Source organism: Niameybacter sp., assembly GCF_036655075.1.
Lineage (GTDB): Bacteria > Bacillota > Clostridia > Lachnospirales > Cellulosilyticaceae > Holtiella.
Window position 1 is genome coordinate 35,292 of the sequence record NZ_JAVVQU010000005.1, and the last position, 17,448, is coordinate 52,739.

Sequence of the window (17,448 nt, forward strand, 5' to 3'; positions counted from 1 at the left end):
GCTAGACGCACAGCATAATAAAAGCGCCCACTATAAAGGGCGCTACATACTCTTCATTGCTTATGATATTTTCTAGCTGACCACCATTGCTTTCAAGTTCTTTACCAATAGATACTACCAAACGATTGACATTCTATTTATTTGTATCTTCTTATTTCTTCCATTACTTTACTAGTGCCACTTGTATCCATAGATTTTTTCATAGCACCTTTATAAACATCCACATTTTTATATAACTCATAAATATTACTTACAAGAGTATCTTTGTTTAAGGCTTCTTCTTGCAGTACAAGTGAGTACCCTTGCTTTTGCATAGAATCTGCATTAAGAATCTGGTCACCTCTACTTGCATTTTGTGAAAGTGGAATAAGTAAATTAGGAATCTTAAGTGCTACAATTTCTGCTAAAGCATTAGCACCTGCTCTAGATAACATCATATCTGCCATTGCAAATAGATGAGGAAGTTCATCTCCCACATATTCAAATTGATAGTACCCATCTCTACCTTGTAGTTTCTCATCTACATTATTCTTACCACATATGTGTACAATATTAAACTCTGAATTAAGCTCCTCTAAAGCTTCTCTTAAGCACTGGTTAATTTTTACAGAGCCTAAACTTCCCCCCATCATTAATAAAACTGGCTTATGCGCCTTAAATCCACAAACTTTATAACCTTGTTCTGCTTTACCTTTAAAAAGTGCCTCACGAATAGGGGTACCCGTCATAATACCTTTTGCACCTACATATTGAAGCGTCTCCGGGAAATTAACACAGATGACTTTAGCACCCTTAGATGCAATCTTATTAGCTAGACCTGGTGTAATATCTGATTCATGAATAATAACCGGAATACCTAATAACTTAGCAGCTAATACTACTGGAACCGTAACAAATCCACCTTTTGAAAATACTACATTAGGTTTAATCTTTTTGAGTAGGCTATATGCATCAAATAAACCTTTAATAACTTTAAATGGATCTTTTAGATTTTCTACAGATGCATATCTTCTTAACTTACCTGAAGATATCCCATGATACGGAATGTTTTCCTTTTCTATTAAATCTTTTTCTATCCCGTTTTTGCTTCCTATATATTGAATATTCCATCCTTCCTTTTGCAACTGTGGAATAAGTGCAATATTAGGTGTTACGTGTCCCGCTGTTCCACCGCCAGTTAATACTATCGTCTTCAATCTATTATGCCTCCTTATTTGCTATACACTTGACAGCTTCTGCTACGCAATCTGCTACGCCCTCTCTAAAAGCTGCTGGCAAAATAGACTCTGGACCTAGCTCATCTTCTTTCACCATACTTGCAATCGCATAAGCTGCTGCTAATTTCATATCTTCTGTAATTTGGCTCACTCTTGCTAAAAGTGCTCCCTTAAATATACCTGGGAATACTAGTACATTATTCACCTGATTTGGAAAATCTGATCTACCTGTTCCAACCACAAGTGCACCTGCTTCTTTTGCTAAGTCAGGCATAATTTCTGGGGTAGGATTAGCCATAGCAAAAATAATAGCATCTTTATTCATAGAACTCACCATATCTTGTGAAACAATATTTGGTGCAGATACGCCAATAAATATATCGGCATCTATTAAAGCATCTTTTAAGCTTCCTTTAAGTTGGTTCTTATTTGTCACTTTTGAAAGCTCTTGTTGTGCCCAGTTCATCCATTCTTCGCCTTCACATAAGATGCCAAGTTTATCAACTACTATTATATTATTAAAGTCTGCCTTTAATAACAGCTTTGTAATTGCAATCCCTGCTGAGCCTGCTCCATTTACAACAACTTTCACATTTTCCTTTTGTTTATGTGCTACTTTAAGTGCATTAGTAACACCCGCTAGAACGACAATAGCTGTACCATGTTGGTCATCATGGAATACTGGAATATCAAGTTCTTCTTTAAGCCTAGCTTCTATTTCAAAGCAACGGGGTGCTGCAATATCTTCTAAGTTAATACCTCCAAAAGTAGGAGCAATTTGCTTAACAAACTTAATAATTTCTTCTGTATCTTTTGTATCTATACAGATAGGTACTGCATTAATCCCTGCAAATTCTTTAAAAAGGACAGCTTTGCCTTCCATAACAGGCATAGCTGCCTCTGGTCCTATATCCCCTAAACCAAGTACGGCTGTACCATCTGAAATAACAGCTACAGTATTGCCTTTCATAGTATATTTATAGACATCTTCTTTATTTTCTTTAATTTTTCTACAAGGTTCTGCTACCCCTGGTGTATAAGCAATTGCTAAGTCTTCTTTATTACTTACACAAGCTTTAGCTACTATCTCTAGTTTTCCCTGCCATTTCTCATGCATCTCCAATGCCTTACTGTTAATATCTGTCATATTTTCTCCTTCGTATAATTCTCTTATTCCTATTTTTTTAATAGCTTAATACTTTAATCATACTCTTTTTTTAAATGCTTCGCAACTTAGTGCTTTTCCTTTTTTAAGTTCTATCATTTTTATAAAAAGTTGGTTTATAATAGGATTTTAGGGCAATACTTTATTCAGAGTTCATTGCTTTTACGCGTAATGTATGGTAAAGTTTTTATGTATTATTTTAAGAAAGGAGCCCTTACATATGTGTGGTTTTTGTGGCTTTGTAGATACAGAACTTGAAGATAAAAAATCAGTACTCACAGGTATGATGAATAAGATTATACATCGTGGTCCTGATAGCGATGGGCAGTTTATTGATGAGTCAGCTGCTTTAGGGTTTAGACGTTTAAGTATCATCGATTTAGAAGAAGGTTCTCAACCTTTATACAATACAAATAAAACTTTAGTACTTACTTTTAATGGTGAAATTTACAACTATCAATCTATTCGTGAAACGCTTATTCAAAAAGGTTATGAGTTCAAAACTCATACCGATTCAGAAGTACTTGTTCATGGTTATGATGAGTATGGTACAGACTTACTTTCTCATTTACGTGGTATGTTTGCCTTCGTTATTTGGGATCGTGAAAAACAAATGCTCTTTGGTGCACGTGACTTCTTTGGTATCAAACCATTTTACTATTATAAAGAAGATAATCGTTTCGTTTATGGCTCTGAAATCAAATCACTTTTAGAGCACCCTGCAGTTCATAAAGAACTTAATGAAGAAGCACTTGAAAACTATTTAACATTCCAATATTCCGCTACACCAGAAACATTCTTTAAAGGTATTTTCAAATTACCTCCAGCACACTTCTTTACTTACAAAGATGGTGCATTAGATATAAAAAGATATTGGGAACCTACTTTCATTGAAACAGAAGGATCTTTAGAAGACTATGTTGATATGATTGACCAAACTATGAAAGAATCTATTCAAACACATAAAATTAGTGATGTTGAAGTTGGTTGTTTCCTATCAAGTGGTGTTGACTCTAGTTATGTAGCAAGTTGTTTCAAAGGGGATAAGACCTTTACCGTAGGTTTCGACAACGAACAATATAATGAAATTAGTTATGCCAAAGAACTCTCTAAAGAAATTGGTATTGAAAACTTCCACAAAGTAATCACCCCTGAAGAATATTGGTCTTCTCTTACAAAAGTTCAATATCACATGGATGAGCCTTTAGCTGACCCTGCTGCAGTTGCACTTTACTTTGTAAGTGAACTTGCAAGCAAACATGTTAAAGTTGTTCTTTCAGGTGAAGGTGCAGATGAACTCTTTGGCGGTTACAACATTTACAAAGAACCTGTTGATAATGCAAAATATCATACTCTCCCTCAAGGTCTTAGAACTTTCCTTGCTAAATTAGCAAAAGCACTACCATTTAGCTTCAAAGGCAAAAACTACCTTATTCGTGGGGCTCAAACGATTGAAGAGCGTTTCATTGGAAATGCTTATATGTTTTCTGTAGATGAGCGCAAGAAACTTCTGAAGGTTTCTACACCTGCTAAAGACCCAAAAGCACTTACAGCACCTTTCTATGCTAAAGTGAAGGATAAATCCGATGTTACTAAAATGCAATATTTAGATATGCATATGTGGTTAGCTGGAGATATCTTACTTAAAGCAGATAAAATGAGTATGGCACATTCTCTTGAACTACGTGTACCATTCTTAGACAAAGAAGTTTGTCTCCTTGCTACTAAGATTCCACTTCATTATCGTGTAAACAAAGAAAATACTAAATACGCAATGCGTTTAGCTGCTAAACGTAATATGTCAGCTGCTACTGCTAACAAGAAAAAACTTGGCTTCCCTGTACCCATTCGTGTATGGCTTAAAGAAGACAAGTATTACAACATCGTGAAAGAAGCTTTCACAAGTGCTACTGCAAATAAATATTTCAACGAAGATATGCTTATGAATATCTTAGATGAACACAAAAAAGGTCATAAAGATAATAGCCGTAAAATCTGGACTATCTTTATGTTCCTTGTGTGGTACAAACAATACTTCCAAGAAGCAACTGCTTAAGCGCATTTAAGGGCTGAAGAGATTAATCTCTTCAGCCCTTTTAATTATGTGTACGCTTGAATCACTTAAAGTCTACTCTATAAATAACTTTTTATAAGCTCTGCTGTTTTAGCAAGCTCCTCAAGTGTTATTTCCATATTTGAAGTTTTGTTCAGCACAACTTGATCATTTTTAAATCTAGGTATTAAATGCATATGGAAATGGAAAACAGACTGTCCTGCTGCCTCACCATTATTTTGAATCACATTAATCCCCTCTGCTTGAACGGCCTCTTTAATACCTTTAGCAATATGATTTGCAAGTGGATAGAGCCTAGCACTTATTTCCACTGGTAGTTCGAACATATCTTGATAGTGTGCCTTTGGCAAAATGAGTACATGCCCACGTGATGCTGGAAAACGGTCTAAAATCACTTTAAAATATTCATCCTCATAAACTACAAATGATGGGATATCTCCCTTTAAAATTTTGCAAAAAATACAATCACTATGCATCTTCATTACCTTCCTTCTTTTGTATTATTTTATTCTATTTTTCTGTTAACATTTTTACCAATCTAGTTTGATAAATATACTCATCACTTAACATGTTGTTAATCATCTTATATAGTTTAAAGTCTTCAATAGGCTGACTAATGTGAGCCATTAACTGAATATTTCTAGCTACTGCCTCTAACCTATTGTTAAGTTCTTGTTGTGCCGAATGACTTATTGTAATATTATGTTTGAACGGATCTATTTTAATCTCTTCGTGCAAATATTCCTTTGTTATGTCTTGTATCATACGCTCATGCTTGTACTGATCTTGAACACGTTCATGCATCCATTTTCTTTGCACAGGACTTGCTAAGATTTGTAGTAATCGTTCTTCTATCATACGTTGCTTTCTCTTGGTGATAACAAGTTCTTCAAATAAACTATGTATTTGTTGGTGACTAAGTGCTTGTGAATCCATATACCCATCCTCCCTAAATAACATCTATTGTCATTTATATGAGATGTCCTACTTATTTATACCTTTCACTACTCATGATACAACTACGCCTCTGCCTCATAATGCGGTAAAAAGCTTCTGAATTTTCTTCCCACTCCATTAGATGGTCAAAAAAGTTTTGCATAACACTATGCATTCCTGCAATATGTACATTAGAAATAGCTACTACGCCATTACTTTCACTAATAGCCTTTGCAACCCTCTCAAACTGCCAACTTTTTTGCCCATTATAATCATTAAACTTCTCAAGTTCCATTACTTCTATCTTTAACTTCAAGTTCACCAAACACATTTATTGCTATTTGTTTAATCTTTTGCAGTGTAAGGCTTGTACAATTGGCAAGTAAAAGGATAATTTTCATATTTCTCCTTATTCTATTATAACCAATGTACCCCTTAAATTAAAGTCTTAAAGGTACTGTGCTGCTTTGCTTGGATAATAGGCCTTAAGTTCTTCAATTTCCCAGTAGACAAAGAATATTTTGCGTTTTAAAGTGACATGTAGAATATCATTAACTTTAAAATTATACATCCAGTCTCTACGAATTAAAACCTTACAATATTTGTTATTATTGAGCTTGCTTAAAGCAATATAGCCTTCGTCGTTAATCTCATCTACACTAAAAAGTCCTTGTTCATACATAGCCATATTATCTTTACGTTGCTGTTTTTCTTTGTACTCTTTATAACTTTCTAAGTCTATGATTGTAGGCACCATACTAATAATAGGATCTCCAATCATCCTTCTAACAATTTCATTGACTTTATAAACGCGTAAATATTCTTCTCCATAATAATCTAGTATAAGTGGTGTATTATCTTCGCTATTATACTTTCTATGAATGAAAGTAAGTAAATCTTGAACGCTATAGACAATATTAAATGCATCTTCTACCTTTAAATACTTCTTATGTCTAGGTACCCATACAGCTAAAAAGTAATCTAATGCATCCATATAACCATTAGAGATAGTATTGGTATGCTTAAATTCTTCAATAAAGCTAAGAAGCAACTCTAATCCTTGTTTTTGCAAAGTAAATATATAGGCATTGGGTTTAATATATTCAATATAATCTCTGACTTCGTTGAGTAAATTCATGTTTGCCTCCAAACTCAAAAGAATTTCCTAAAAATGGTTTCTTTTTAGTTTATACAAGACAAACTAAGTTTATACATGTTTGTACACAAAAAAAATGACCACATCTAAGTGGCCAAAAGTCAGGATTGATTTAAGTTTGTTCGAATTATACACAGAGATGTGAACAACTAATCCACAACTCTATCCACAACAAATTATAGCATCTCCCTATATATATGTCAATATTTTATCTCAATTTACTACATTTAGCAGTATTAGTCGTGTATTTTTGACTCTATTTCTACTTTATTCACAATATGTTGATAATCTTATCCACCTAGATATACCCTCACTTTTAATATTACTGATATATTTTTATTGCAAAAAAAGTAAACAAGAGAGTCATTTTAGCGACTCTTGTCTGCTTTTAAACTAAATTATACTAGGTTTTTACACTTCGCCACATAAGGCAAGAAGTTTTGTCCATCTTGCATCCACTTCAGCTTGGAGTTCTGCTACCTTTTCCACATCTTTAATAATATGGCGGAAGCGACCTTGTGCCTCTAACCAATCTAAAATTGGACGTTTATTCTTAGGTTTATAAGTTAATTTATATACTCCATTTTCTACTTCATAAAGTGGCCAGAAGCAAGTATCTACTGCAAGTTGTGCCATTTCAATAAGTTTTGGTGTATCATAACGCCATCCTCTTGGACATGGTGCAAGTACATTCATAAATGCTGGTCCTTCTGTATAAATAGCTTTTTCTGATTTTTCATAGAGATCTTTGAAATTTCCAATTGGTGCAGTTTGAGCTACATATGGAATGCCATGTGCTACCATAACAGCTGTAAGGTCTTTTCTGTATTGTTGTTTGCCTGGTACTACTTTCCCTGCTGGTGAAGTTGTTGTATCTGCATACTTAGGTGTTGCAGAAGAACGTTGAATTCCAGTATTCATGTAAGCACCATTGTCATAACAAACATAAACCATATCATGACCTCTTTCCATTGCACCTGAAAGAGATTGTATACCAATATCATATGTACCACCATCACCACCAAATGCAATGAATTTATAAGTATCATCTAATTGGCCTGTTTTTTTCATATTCACGTAAGCAGCTTCTGCTCCTGCACAAGTTACTGCGGAATTTTCAAATGCTGAATGGATAAAAGAATCTTTCCACGCTGTATATGGATAAATAAATGTAGAAACTTCTAAACATCCTGTTGCAGATGTAATCACTGCTTTATCTTCTGGTTTTAATGCACGAAGCACACTACGTACTACTACTGGTGCACCACAACCAGCACACATACGATGTCCCCCAGTTAATCTTTCTGGTTTGAGACTTGTTTCTTTTAAATTGTATGCCATCAGTTTCCCCTCCTTAACAATTTGCATCTACTACGCCTAAGTAACGATATGGATCGTCAACCTTGCCGCAAGATACAATTTCTGTAAGATCATTGTATACTTTTTCAATATCATCAACACGCACGTCACGTCCGCCTAATCCATAAATGTAATTTACAACAAATGGTTTGTTTTCATCAAAGTACATTGCACTACATACTTCATTGAAGAGTGGCGCACCTTTTCCGTTGAATCCATCACATTTATCCATGATTGCAACTACTTTACAATTTGCTAAAGCAGCAGCCATCTCTTCTGCTGGGAATGGACGGAACACTCTTACTTTAATTAAACCTACTTTTTCACCTTTTGCACGAAGCTCATCTACTACGGCTTTTGCTGTACCTGCAGTTGAACCAATGAGAACAATTGCTCTTTCAGCATCGTCCATCATGTATTCTTCAAACAAGCCATATTTACGACCTGTTACTTTTTCAAATTCAGCTGAGACTTCTAAGATGACTTGTTTCGCTTTTCTCATGCCTTCTACTTGATTACGTTTATGTTCAAAGTAGTAATTAGGAAGGTCCAGAGGGCCTACTGCAATAGCTTGTTTCGGATTCAGAAGATAATGTTCTGCTTTATAATTTCCTACAAAGTTTTTAACAATATCATCTTCAATAAGATTAATATTTTCAATAGCATGTGATGTAATAAAACCATCGTAGCAGTTCATAACCGGGAGTAGTACATCTTGGTGTTCTCCTATTTTAACTGCCATAATTTCATTATCATAAGCTTCTTGATTATTTTCTCCATAAATTTGAATCCATCCAGAATCACGTGCCCCCATGGAGTCAGCATGATCATTATGTATATTGATAGGACCTGAAAGTGCACGGTTTACTGTAGCCATAACGATTGGTAATCTACTTGAGGCCGCAATATAAAGCATTTCCCACATAAGTGCTAAACCATTTGCAGAAGTTGCTGTCATTGCACGTACACCTGCAGCACTTGCACCAATACAAGCTGACATTGCTGAATGCTCGGACTCAACAGGTACAAACTCTGTATCCACTTGCCCATTATTTACAAAACTTGAGAAGTATTGAGGTACTTCTGTGGAAGGTGTAATAGGGAATGCTGCTACAACTCCTGGATTGATTTGTCGCATTGCAACGGCAACGGCTTCGTTACCAGATAATTTTTCACGAATTGCCATAACTTTTTTCCTCCCCTTATGCTCTAACCATATTGATTGCTTTGAATGGGCAAACATTTGCACATACTCCGCAACCTTTACAGTGGTCGTAGTCAATACCAATCATTTTTTTGTCCTCAGTTAAAATAGAACTATCTGGACAAACTGGGAAGCACATTAAACATTGCTTACATTTTTCTGTGTCCCATTCAGGTTTATCAGCTCTCCAACCACCTGTTTGGTAGTAATGAGCATTTCCTGAAGATGTAACAACACCACCCTTGGTGGTCTCTTGCCAAGATGTAAATGGTTCAATGATACATTTATCTTTATCTGCCATTATCCTCTAACCTCCTCTAAAGCTCTTTTAACAGCAGCCATGTTAGGTTCAATAACTTGTGGCTTAGTTGCAAATTTATGCTTGAATGATCTTTCCATTGATTCAATGAAAGTATTTTCATCCATAATTTTAGCAATCCTTACAATAGCTCCAAGCATTGGTGTGTTAGGAAAATATTTTCCTAATGTTTCCATAGAAATTTTACGTGCATCAATTGTACATACACGGCCTTCATACCCCTTTAATTTAGGTGCTAACTCTTCTGGAGTCTTCTCAGTATTAATAAGAAGTGCACCTTCTTTTTTTAGTCCTGCTGTTACATCTACTACATCAAGTAAAGTTTCATCTACAACAATAACATAATCTGGGTCATAAATATTTGAGTGCACGGTTACTCTTTCATCACTGATACGATTATAAGCGGTGATCGGTGCCCCCATACGTTCTGGACCATACTCTGGGAATCCTTGAATATACTTTCCTGTATCAAATGCAGCTTCCGCTAATAATAATGAAGCCGTTTTTGCGCCTTGACCACCACGGCCATGCCAACGAATTTCAACTACATTGTTCATAATCGATCCCTCCTTGCATTACTCCTATGAATTATAATTTATCAAATAAATTATAAGACAATTTTATCATTTTTATAAATTTATATCAAATATAATGTGTATTGTATACAATATAAATTAATTATACTTCTCTTCCTTCATATATTTTGTCTAAATCCTATGTTTTTTTGTCATTTTTTAACTCATTCTTTTCTATTAATAATATTCTAGTTCTAACAACTATTTTTTTAAACTTTTTGTATTGTCAAGAATTTAATTATCTCTCTTTCCAAATTTATAAATTCAGTTATACTATATTTACATGATTAAAGGACTAAGGAGAACAACATGGCAAAACCTAAAAAGATATCTACTCATTTATTAGCACTGGAAAACTTACTAAGTTACAAATACATTACAAATAGTTATAAGCTTTTTTGGTATAAAAGTCTTATTACTCAAATCCATTACAAAAAACAAAAATGTAGTCTAGAAGATTTAAGTTTTGAAATGGTGATTCATGCATGGGAGCTTGTTGCTAAAAAGGGTATTACCTTTGGACGTTTAGATAAGCTTCATCGCGTTATTCACCTCATCATTGAACACTATAACTTGTCAGAAGATAGTACTGTAGAAGCATTAAGAAATTTTCTTCCTACTATTAAAGACAAAGAAATCCTTGAATTACTTGACGAAGTGGTACAAGAAGTCTGCTTTGAATTCATCGCACCACTCTATGATCAAAAACTGAAGAAAGTATCTTTCAACAAACGCTATATGACTATAGAAATCATGAGTCAAGAAAATGCTACAGCACCTTATGTAGTTAAAGACAATGCTCAGTATATCCTTTTCAATTCTGATTGGATGACCTATTTTACAAAGAATACAAGAGAAGCAGAAAATCTATTCCATGATTCACTGGCCTTTTTCTTAGATAGGCATGCTATGAGTCATAAATAATGCAAATAAAGAAGAGCTAGACTTTACATCAAGTCTAGCTCTTTTTTCAGTTGAAGTACTTCATAATATTAAACAAATACATGAGGATGACCCCTGGAATGCCCAATAATGCTGCTACCACTACTGTGAGCAGATTAATTCCTACACGCCACATAACAGGGATAAACAAATCACATACACAAATACAACAAACTCCTAAAAGCCCATTTTTAATCCACTTTACTACGTACTGGTCAAAAACGATACCTATTAAGAGCACTGTACACATCAAAAGGCTCATCATAATGACTGGATGCACACCTTGCATGTTTTCCACCTCTATATAATCCATATATTACATAGATATGGACATCCTTTACATTACATTCCTATTTTCTCCTATTTCATAATAAAGCTTTTTTAGTTTTTTTAATAAATAACTATGCTTAATCTGACTGGCTTTATAATAGTAAGTATAGTACTCAAGTAGTTCTGGCTCTATTGTATCTGAGAAGTTTGCAAGTGTAGCCGCCATTTCCTCATGGAGTGCAGTAATCTCATCAGCTAATACTTCTCTCTCCTCTTCTCTTTCTTCCATTTCTTGCTGTGCTCTACGTCTTTTTTCTTTCTTTGTCATGTGTTTTTCCTCCTTTGTTAGGAGTATGACCTAAGCCTATAAAAACTATTCACCCTATCTTTGAAGAAGTTGCATCACTTATTGAGGACGCTGATTAGCCTATGCAAGCATAGCAGTTGCTGCTTATGAAAAGAGTAATTCCTCTTGTTTTGTATCTTTTAACATATCCCTAAGTTCTTGTGTATTAGTATAAGAAGTTATAACATCAATCATTTTCTCATCTCAATTTTCCTACTATATATGTCGGTTAAATGTTTCCCTGGCTTTAACCCTTTAAATAAGCATAAGAATTTTACTTTTTGTATATATTATTAGCAGGTTAATAATGGGCATCTTAGTTGCAAAATAAAATGATTTATCTTATAATGTGTCTATTAAATTTTGCTAACTTTTATAAATAATTCATCTTTTTTAATTAAACTATGAGGGTAAGCAGATTTACACATTATTTTTTATGAATTTAGGAGAGTGATTTAAAATTGGATTCGGTACTGTTGGTACAACTTGTAGTTCTTGTCATTTTACTAGTAGGCTCAGCCTTTTTCTCAGCATCTGAGACTGCCCTTATGGCTATTAGTAAAATCGATGCTCGCCATATGGTGGATCAAAACATTAAAAATGCAAAACTCGTAAGCAAGCTCGTAGAAGATCCTAATAAGTTATTAGGCGCTATCTTAGTAGGAAACAACATAGTTAATATCGGCGCTTCTTCCCTAGCAACTGTTATTGCAACAGATTTATTTAAAAGTGCTGGTGCTGGAATTGCAACAGGCGTAATGACTATCTTAGTCCTTATCTTCGGTGAGATTACACCAAAGTCTTTATCTACACAAAAGACTCAAGAAGTAGCTTGCTTTGTAGCAAGACCTATCTCTATATTAGTTGTAACCTTTAATCCTATTGTTAAAGTCCTTATGTTTATTTCCAACCTGATTATCAGAATTTTTGGTGGTAAAATTGATACGAGCAAGCCTTTCATTACAACAGATGAGCTTAAAACCATTGTTACCGTAAGTCATGAGGAAGGCGTCCTTGAACAGGAAGAAAAAGAAATGATTTACAACGTATTTGGTTTTGGTGATTCTTATACAAAAGATGTTATGATTCCCAGAACTGATATGATAGCGGTTGATGCAAATGCTACATATGAGGAGATTATCGATTTATATAAACAAGAACAGTTTTCACGTATGCCTGTTTATCAAGAATCTCACGATAACATTATCGGTGTTATTTACATGAAAGACCTTCTTTTAAAACAATTTAATAAAGAAGATTTTATAATGGCTGATTTTTTAAGAGATGTTTACTTTGTTCATGAATTCAAACGTATTGATGAACTGTTCAAAGAAATGCGTTCTAAGAAAATTGGTATGGCAATCGTTGTGGACGAATACGGCGGTACTTCTGGTATTGTAACTCTAGAAGACTTGATTGAAGAAATCGTGGGCGACATTGATGATGAGTACGATATGACTGAAGATAGTTTTGTAAAAGTTAATGATAGAGAATGTCTTGTAGACGGTTCCTTTAGAATTAGCGACTTTAACGATGAATTAGGCCTTAACATCTCATCTAACGAGTTTGACTCTATAGGTGGTTTCATCATTGGTCTTCTTGACCGCTTCCCTGACGAAGGTGAAGTCGTAACTTTTGAAGAACTTACTTTCAAAGTAGAAGAAACGATGAATAATCGTATTAATAAATTAAGAGTAACCTTATCAGATACAATAGATGAACAATTACTAGATGAACAAAAAGAAGATTAAGCCCTCAGGCTTAATCTTCTTTTTGTTTTAATCCATTTATTACTCACTGCATAGATTATAAGTCTATATTAAACTGTTTCTGCAGGGAGATTCCCTAAGTTATTGGATTCGTCTCCATCTGCTAATGAACGTAAGTAAGGTGTGCCTGCTTTAGAAGTAGATACCCCTACATGTTGCAACTCATTATTCATAGCCATTTGAATAGCTTGCTCGCAAGAGACTCTGTTCCCATTTGAAAGCTCATAGCCGACTACATCTCCACCCTGTTTGAGAAGTTTTGTAATGCTTTTGGCATCTGCTCCACCTTCTGAAACAATACGATTTGTATTTTGTGCTAAAAACTCTGTATTGCTTTCTGTTGCTGCTTCCACAGTATGTGGATGCCCTTCTACAAGTTGACCATTAATAATTTGGTTGTCATGTGGCTCGTTTGCACTATTGTATTGTGTAGTATCGTTCATACCAATCACCTCAATATTAGTATGGATGACTATTTAACTTTTATACTACTTTCTTTTGAAGTTAGGGAAACCAAACGCAATGGCTAATAATCCACAGATTCCCATAAGCATCGGATAGTAAATATATGGTAAAAGTTCCATTGGCGAAACAGCTGCAAGTCCTGCTGCTGCTAAGATTTGTGCACCATAAGGAATCATTCCTTGCCAGCAAGATGAGAAAATATCTAGCAAACTTGCTGTACGCTTTGGATCAATATCATACTCATCCGCTATATCTTTAGCTAATGGTCCTGCCATTACAATGGCTATCGTATTGTTAGCTGTACAAAGGTCTACAAGACTTACCAATGCAGCGATTCCAAATTCTGCACCTTTCTTACTTCTAATGCACTTCTTGATCGTATTAAGTAAGAAGTCGATTCCACCATTATGTTTGATTAGAGCAAGCGTTCCCCCTATGACAATAGAAAGCATTGCTAAGTCTTCCATTCCCATCATACCGTTTCCTGCCGCTTGCATAAATCCAAAGAAATCAAATGAACCATTCAGCATCCCAATAATACCTGCAAAAACAGTCCCACCTGCTAATAATATAAATACATTGACGCCTAAAAGTGCACCTACTAGTACTCCAATGTAAGGTATAACTTGTATGAAGCTATATTGGTATACACCTTGCATACTTCCTTGATACCCTTTTGTTAAAATAATTAATATAATAATGGTAATAATCGCTGCTGGTAGTACAATGAAGAAGTTCGTTTTGAACTTATCCTTCAATTCACACCCTTGTGTTCTAACAGCTGCAATAGTTGTATCTGAAATCATAGAGAGGTTATCTCCAAACATCCCTCCACCTATAATTGCACCAATAATAAGTGCTACCGGCATACCTGTTTCTTGTGCAATTCCCAGACCAATAGGTGTAAGTGCTGTAATTGTGCCTACAGAAGTCCCCATTGAAATAGAAATAAAACATGCAATGACAAATAGTCCTGCTACTAATAAATGTGTAGGTAATATAGATAAGCTAAGTTGTACAGTAGACTCTACCGCCCCCATAGACTTTGCTACATTACTAAAAGCTCCAGCTAACAGGAAAATCATACACATTAAAATAATGTTGCTTTCCCCAGCACCTTTACAAAAAATCTCTATCTTTGTTTGCATACTTTCTTTACGATTTAATAGAAGTGCTACTGTCGCGGCAATTAAAAATGCTACAAGTACTGGCATTCTATAAAAATCTTGTGTTGCTATCCCTGTCCCAAGAAAAAGTATTAAGAAAATCCCTATTGGCAAAAGGGCAAGGGCATTGCTTTTTTTTGGCTCCTTTGTCATCTTCAGTCTCCTTTGATTATGTAAATTTACTCACCATTATACATTACTATACAATCACCTTATATTTCAATATATAATTTTTGCAAGTGATACTTTAATAAAGTAAGCAAATAGAACAATTTTCTCTCTATAACTGTATAAACTATGAAAACAACAAATATTTCAACAACAAAAAAGCAACTATTTAGTAAGCCTTCTCTCCTAAATAGTTGCTTCTTCTGCCTTTACTTAGAATAAATGCCACGTTAAAATAAGCATACCAAATACAATAGAAACCATAGCCATAAGCTTAATAATAATATTGATAGCCGGCCCTGCCGTATCTTTAAAGGGGTCACCTACCGTATCCCCTACAACTGCTGCCCTATGACTATCCGAACCCTTTCCACCTAAGTTGCCTTCTTCAATATATTTCTTCGCATTGTCCCAAGCACCACCAGAGTTTGCCATCATCACAGCCAAAATAAATCCTGTTGTCGTGGCCCCTGCTAACAATCCCGCTACACCATTAGGTCCTAGTAAAAATCCAACAACTAAAGGTGTCCCTATTCCTATGAGCGCTACCTTAATCAATTCCTTTTGCGCTGCCTTTGTACAAATATCTACACATGATGCATAGTCTGGGTCAACCATGCCTTCCATCAGACCTGGAATTTCCTTAAATTGTCTCCTTACTTCTACAACTATTTTACTAGCTGCATTGCCTACTGCATTCATCGTAAAAGCTGCAAAGACAAAAGTCGCCATACCTCCTACAAACAATCCAATAAGTACTTGAGGATTAAGTAAGGATAAGTTAAATGCAAAGTCTATGCCATTTTCTTGTATCAATAATTCTATAGAATCTTTATAGGCTGCAATAAAAGCCAAGGCTGTAAGTGCAGCTGAACCAATTGCAAACCCTTTCCCTGTAGCTGCTGTTGTATTGCCCAATGAATCAAGTGCATCTGTTCGCCTACGTACTTCTGGATCAAGGCCTGCCATCTCCGCAATGCCTCCAGCATTATCTGCCACAGGCCCATAGGCATCTGTTGCAAGTGTAATACCTAATGTAGACAACATCCCTACTGCTGAAATAGCAATTCCATATAACCCTAAACTAAAGTTTTGCATCCCACCTGCTAGAAGAAAACTTGCAATGACTGAAATACCTACAATAATAACCGGTACTGCTGTAGATAACATGCCTACTGCTAATCCAGTAATAATAACCGTTGCAGAACCAGTAGCAGAAGACTCTGCAATATGCTTAGTAGGTTTATAACTAGAATTAGTATAATACTCTGCAAAAAAACCAATTCCTATTCCTGCTACAAGACCACTAATAATAGAGAAGTAAATCCCTATATACGCCTTACCTAATACGCCTGTTACAATGAAATAAGATACAGCTACAATAATAACTGCAGCTACATACACACCACGTCTTAAAGCGCTTAAAAGTTTCTTCTGAGAAACTTCTTCTCCTGTTTTCACAAAGCAACTTCCAATAATAGAAGCAATGACCCCTGTAGATGCCACTACTAGTGGAATCATAACACCACTTACAGAGAGCCCTGCTGATACTGCTAATACACAAGAAGATAGCACTGCCCCTACATAAGATTCATATAAATCTGCGCCCATACCAGCTACGTCACCTACATTATCGCCTACATTATCTGCAATAACAGCCGGATTACGTGGGTCATCTTCTGGGATACCTATTTCTACCTTTCCTACTAAGTCAGCGCCCACATCTGCTGCCTTAGTAAAAATTCCACCACCTACTCTTGCAAAAAGGGCCATAGTTGAGGCACCCATACCAAAGGTTAACATGGTAGAAGTAATGTGTACGATTCTCTCGGCTACAGGCAATGCCTTATAATACCAATCCAATATATAATACCAAATACTTAAGTCCAAAAGACCAAACCCAACAACAACAAATCCCATAACAGCTCCACTTGAAAATGCCACTTTAAGTCCCTTATTTAAGCTCTTCGTACACGCTGTAGCCGTACGGCTATTAGCCAACGTAGCAATTTTCATTCCAATGAAACCACTTAACCCTGAGAACATTCCACCTGTAATAAAAGCAAATGGTACAAAAATAGAAACAAAACCTAGGTATCCTAATATAAGTAGTAGTACAAACATACCTATAAAGAATATGGATACGCCTTTGTACTGTCTCCGTAAATAAGCATTAGCACCGATGCGTATTTTCTTTGCAATTTCCTTAACTTCTTCCGTTCCCTCTTCCATCTTATAGACTTTAAATCCTTTGTAAAAAGCAAATACCAATGCCAATACTGCACCAATAGGTGCTAGTACCATTAAATCCATATCA

General features: G+C 35.2%; 18 protein-coding genes. 3 read left to right on the plus strand and 15 right to left on the minus strand.

What is annotated here, in order from left to right; translation table 11 throughout:
• Nucleotides 1-137 precede the first annotated feature (137 nt).
• Both RRY75_RS02725 and RRY75_RS02730 read right to left on the minus strand, forming a co-directional pair.
• A complete protein-coding gene (locus RRY75_RS02725) occupies nt 138-1,196 on the minus strand; it encodes an undecaprenyldiphospho-muramoylpentapeptide beta-N-acetylglucosaminyltransferase (protein ID WP_332491419.1) in 1,059 nt (352 codons plus the stop codon).
• Nucleotides 1,197-1,200: 4 nt separating this feature from the next.
• The gene (locus RRY75_RS02730; protein ID WP_332491421.1) at nt 1,201-2,364 is read right to left on the minus strand and encodes an NAD(P)-dependent malic enzyme; all 1,164 of its coding nucleotides are present in this window, start codon (nt 2,362-2,364) and stop codon (nt 1,201-1,203) included.
• 238 nt (nt 2,365-2,602) lie between these two features.
• Here RRY75_RS02730 and asnB point away from each other — a divergent pair, with 238 nt between their 5' ends.
• On the plus strand, nt 2,603-4,438 hold the full coding sequence (gene asnB, locus RRY75_RS02735; RefSeq protein WP_332715596.1) for an asparagine synthase (glutamine-hydrolyzing): 1,836 nt from the start codon (nt 2,603-2,605) through the stop codon (nt 4,436-4,438).
• A gap of 77 nt (nt 4,439-4,515) precedes the next feature.
• On the opposite strand, the gene RRY75_RS02740 is transcribed toward asnB, so the two are convergent.
• The 8 genes from RRY75_RS02740 to RRY75_RS02775 all read right to left on the minus strand — a co-directional run bounded on the left by RRY75_RS02740 (nt 4,516) and on the right by RRY75_RS02775 (nt 9,987).
• Nucleotides 4,516-4,932 (minus strand): HIT family protein, encoded by a 417-nt coding sequence (locus RRY75_RS02740; RefSeq protein WP_334309700.1) that lies wholly within the window; start codon nt 4,930-4,932, stop codon nt 4,516-4,518.
• Between the two features lie 34 nt (nt 4,933-4,966).
• Complete coding sequence (locus RRY75_RS02745; protein ID WP_332491427.1) at nt 4,967-5,392, minus strand: hypothetical protein; 426 nt, start codon at nt 5,390-5,392, stop codon at nt 4,967-4,969.
• 52 nt (nt 5,393-5,444) lie between these two features.
• Nucleotides 5,445-5,687 carry a hypothetical protein gene (locus tag RRY75_RS02750; RefSeq protein ID WP_332491428.1) on the minus strand — a complete coding sequence of 81 codons (243 nt, stop codon included), beginning with the start codon at nt 5,685-5,687 and terminating at the stop codon, nt 5,445-5,447.
• Nucleotides 5,688-5,840: 153 nt separating this feature from the next.
• Nucleotides 5,841-6,530 carry a hypothetical protein gene (locus RRY75_RS02755; RefSeq protein WP_332491430.1) on the minus strand — a complete coding sequence of 230 codons (690 nt, stop codon included), beginning with the start codon at nt 6,528-6,530 and terminating at the stop codon, nt 5,841-5,843.
• Between the two features lie 429 nt (nt 6,531-6,959).
• Complete coding sequence (locus RRY75_RS02760; RefSeq protein WP_332491432.1) at nt 6,960-7,889, minus strand: thiamine pyrophosphate-dependent enzyme; 930 nt, start codon at nt 7,887-7,889, stop codon at nt 6,960-6,962.
• A gap of 13 nt (nt 7,890-7,902) precedes the next feature.
• Nucleotides 7,903-9,093: a hypothetical protein gene (porA, locus tag RRY75_RS02765; RefSeq protein ID WP_332527376.1), complete on the minus strand. Its 1,191-nt coding sequence runs from the start codon at nt 9,091-9,093 to the stop codon at nt 7,903-7,905.
• Nucleotides 9,094-9,109: 16 nt separating this feature from the next.
• The gene (locus RRY75_RS02770; protein ID WP_332491436.1) at nt 9,110-9,412 is read right to left on the minus strand and encodes a 4Fe-4S binding protein; all 303 of its coding nucleotides are present in this window, start codon (nt 9,410-9,412) and stop codon (nt 9,110-9,112) included.
• Nucleotides 9,412-9,987 carry a 2-oxoacid:acceptor oxidoreductase family protein gene (locus tag RRY75_RS02775; protein ID WP_332491437.1) on the minus strand — a complete coding sequence of 192 codons (576 nt, stop codon included), beginning with the start codon at nt 9,985-9,987 and terminating at the stop codon, nt 9,412-9,414. Before RRY75_RS02775 ends, RRY75_RS02770 begins: the two co-directional genes overlap by 1 nt.
• 327 nt (nt 9,988-10,314) lie before the next feature.
• Between RRY75_RS02775 and RRY75_RS02780 the strand changes: the two genes are divergently transcribed.
• On the plus strand, nt 10,315-10,929 hold the full coding sequence (locus RRY75_RS02780; protein ID WP_332527375.1) for a hypothetical protein: 615 nt from the start codon (nt 10,315-10,317) through the stop codon (nt 10,927-10,929).
• Nucleotides 10,930-10,975: 46 nt separating this feature from the next.
• On the opposite strand, the gene RRY75_RS02785 is transcribed toward RRY75_RS02780, so the two are convergent.
• Together RRY75_RS02785 and RRY75_RS02790 are read right to left on the minus strand one after the other, a co-directional pair.
• Nucleotides 10,976-11,236, minus strand: a complete 261-nt coding sequence (locus RRY75_RS02785) for a pro-sigmaK processing inhibitor BofA family protein (RefSeq protein WP_332491441.1) — start codon at nt 11,234-11,236, stop codon at nt 10,976-10,978.
• A gap of 48 nt (nt 11,237-11,284) precedes the next feature.
• Nucleotides 11,285-11,545 (minus strand): DUF2508 family protein, encoded by a 261-nt coding sequence (locus RRY75_RS02790; protein WP_332491443.1) that lies wholly within the window; start codon nt 11,543-11,545, stop codon nt 11,285-11,287.
• A gap of 479 nt (nt 11,546-12,024) precedes the next feature.
• Between RRY75_RS02790 and RRY75_RS02795 the strand changes: the two genes are divergently transcribed.
• A complete protein-coding gene (locus tag RRY75_RS02795) occupies nt 12,025-13,314 on the plus strand; it encodes an HlyC/CorC family transporter (protein WP_332491445.1) in 1,290 nt (429 codons plus the stop codon).
• Between the two features lie 68 nt (nt 13,315-13,382).
• Here RRY75_RS02795 and RRY75_RS02800 read toward each other — a convergent pair whose 3' ends face one another.
• The 3 genes from RRY75_RS02800 to RRY75_RS02810 all read right to left on the minus strand — a co-directional run bounded on the left by RRY75_RS02800 (nt 13,383) and on the right by RRY75_RS02810 (nt 17,444).
• Nucleotides 13,383-13,775, minus strand: a complete 393-nt coding sequence (locus RRY75_RS02800) for a DUF3892 domain-containing protein (RefSeq protein WP_332491446.1) — start codon at nt 13,773-13,775, stop codon at nt 13,383-13,385.
• 45 nt (nt 13,776-13,820) lie between these two features.
• Nucleotides 13,821-15,116, minus strand: a complete 1,296-nt coding sequence (locus RRY75_RS02805; protein WP_332491448.1) for a Na+/H+ antiporter NhaC family protein — start codon at nt 15,114-15,116, stop codon at nt 13,821-13,823.
• A gap of 228 nt (nt 15,117-15,344) precedes the next feature.
• A complete protein-coding gene (locus RRY75_RS02810) occupies nt 15,345-17,444 on the minus strand; it encodes a sodium-translocating pyrophosphatase (RefSeq protein ID WP_332491450.1) in 2,100 nt (699 codons plus the stop codon).
• Nucleotides 17,445-17,448 lie beyond the last annotated feature (4 nt).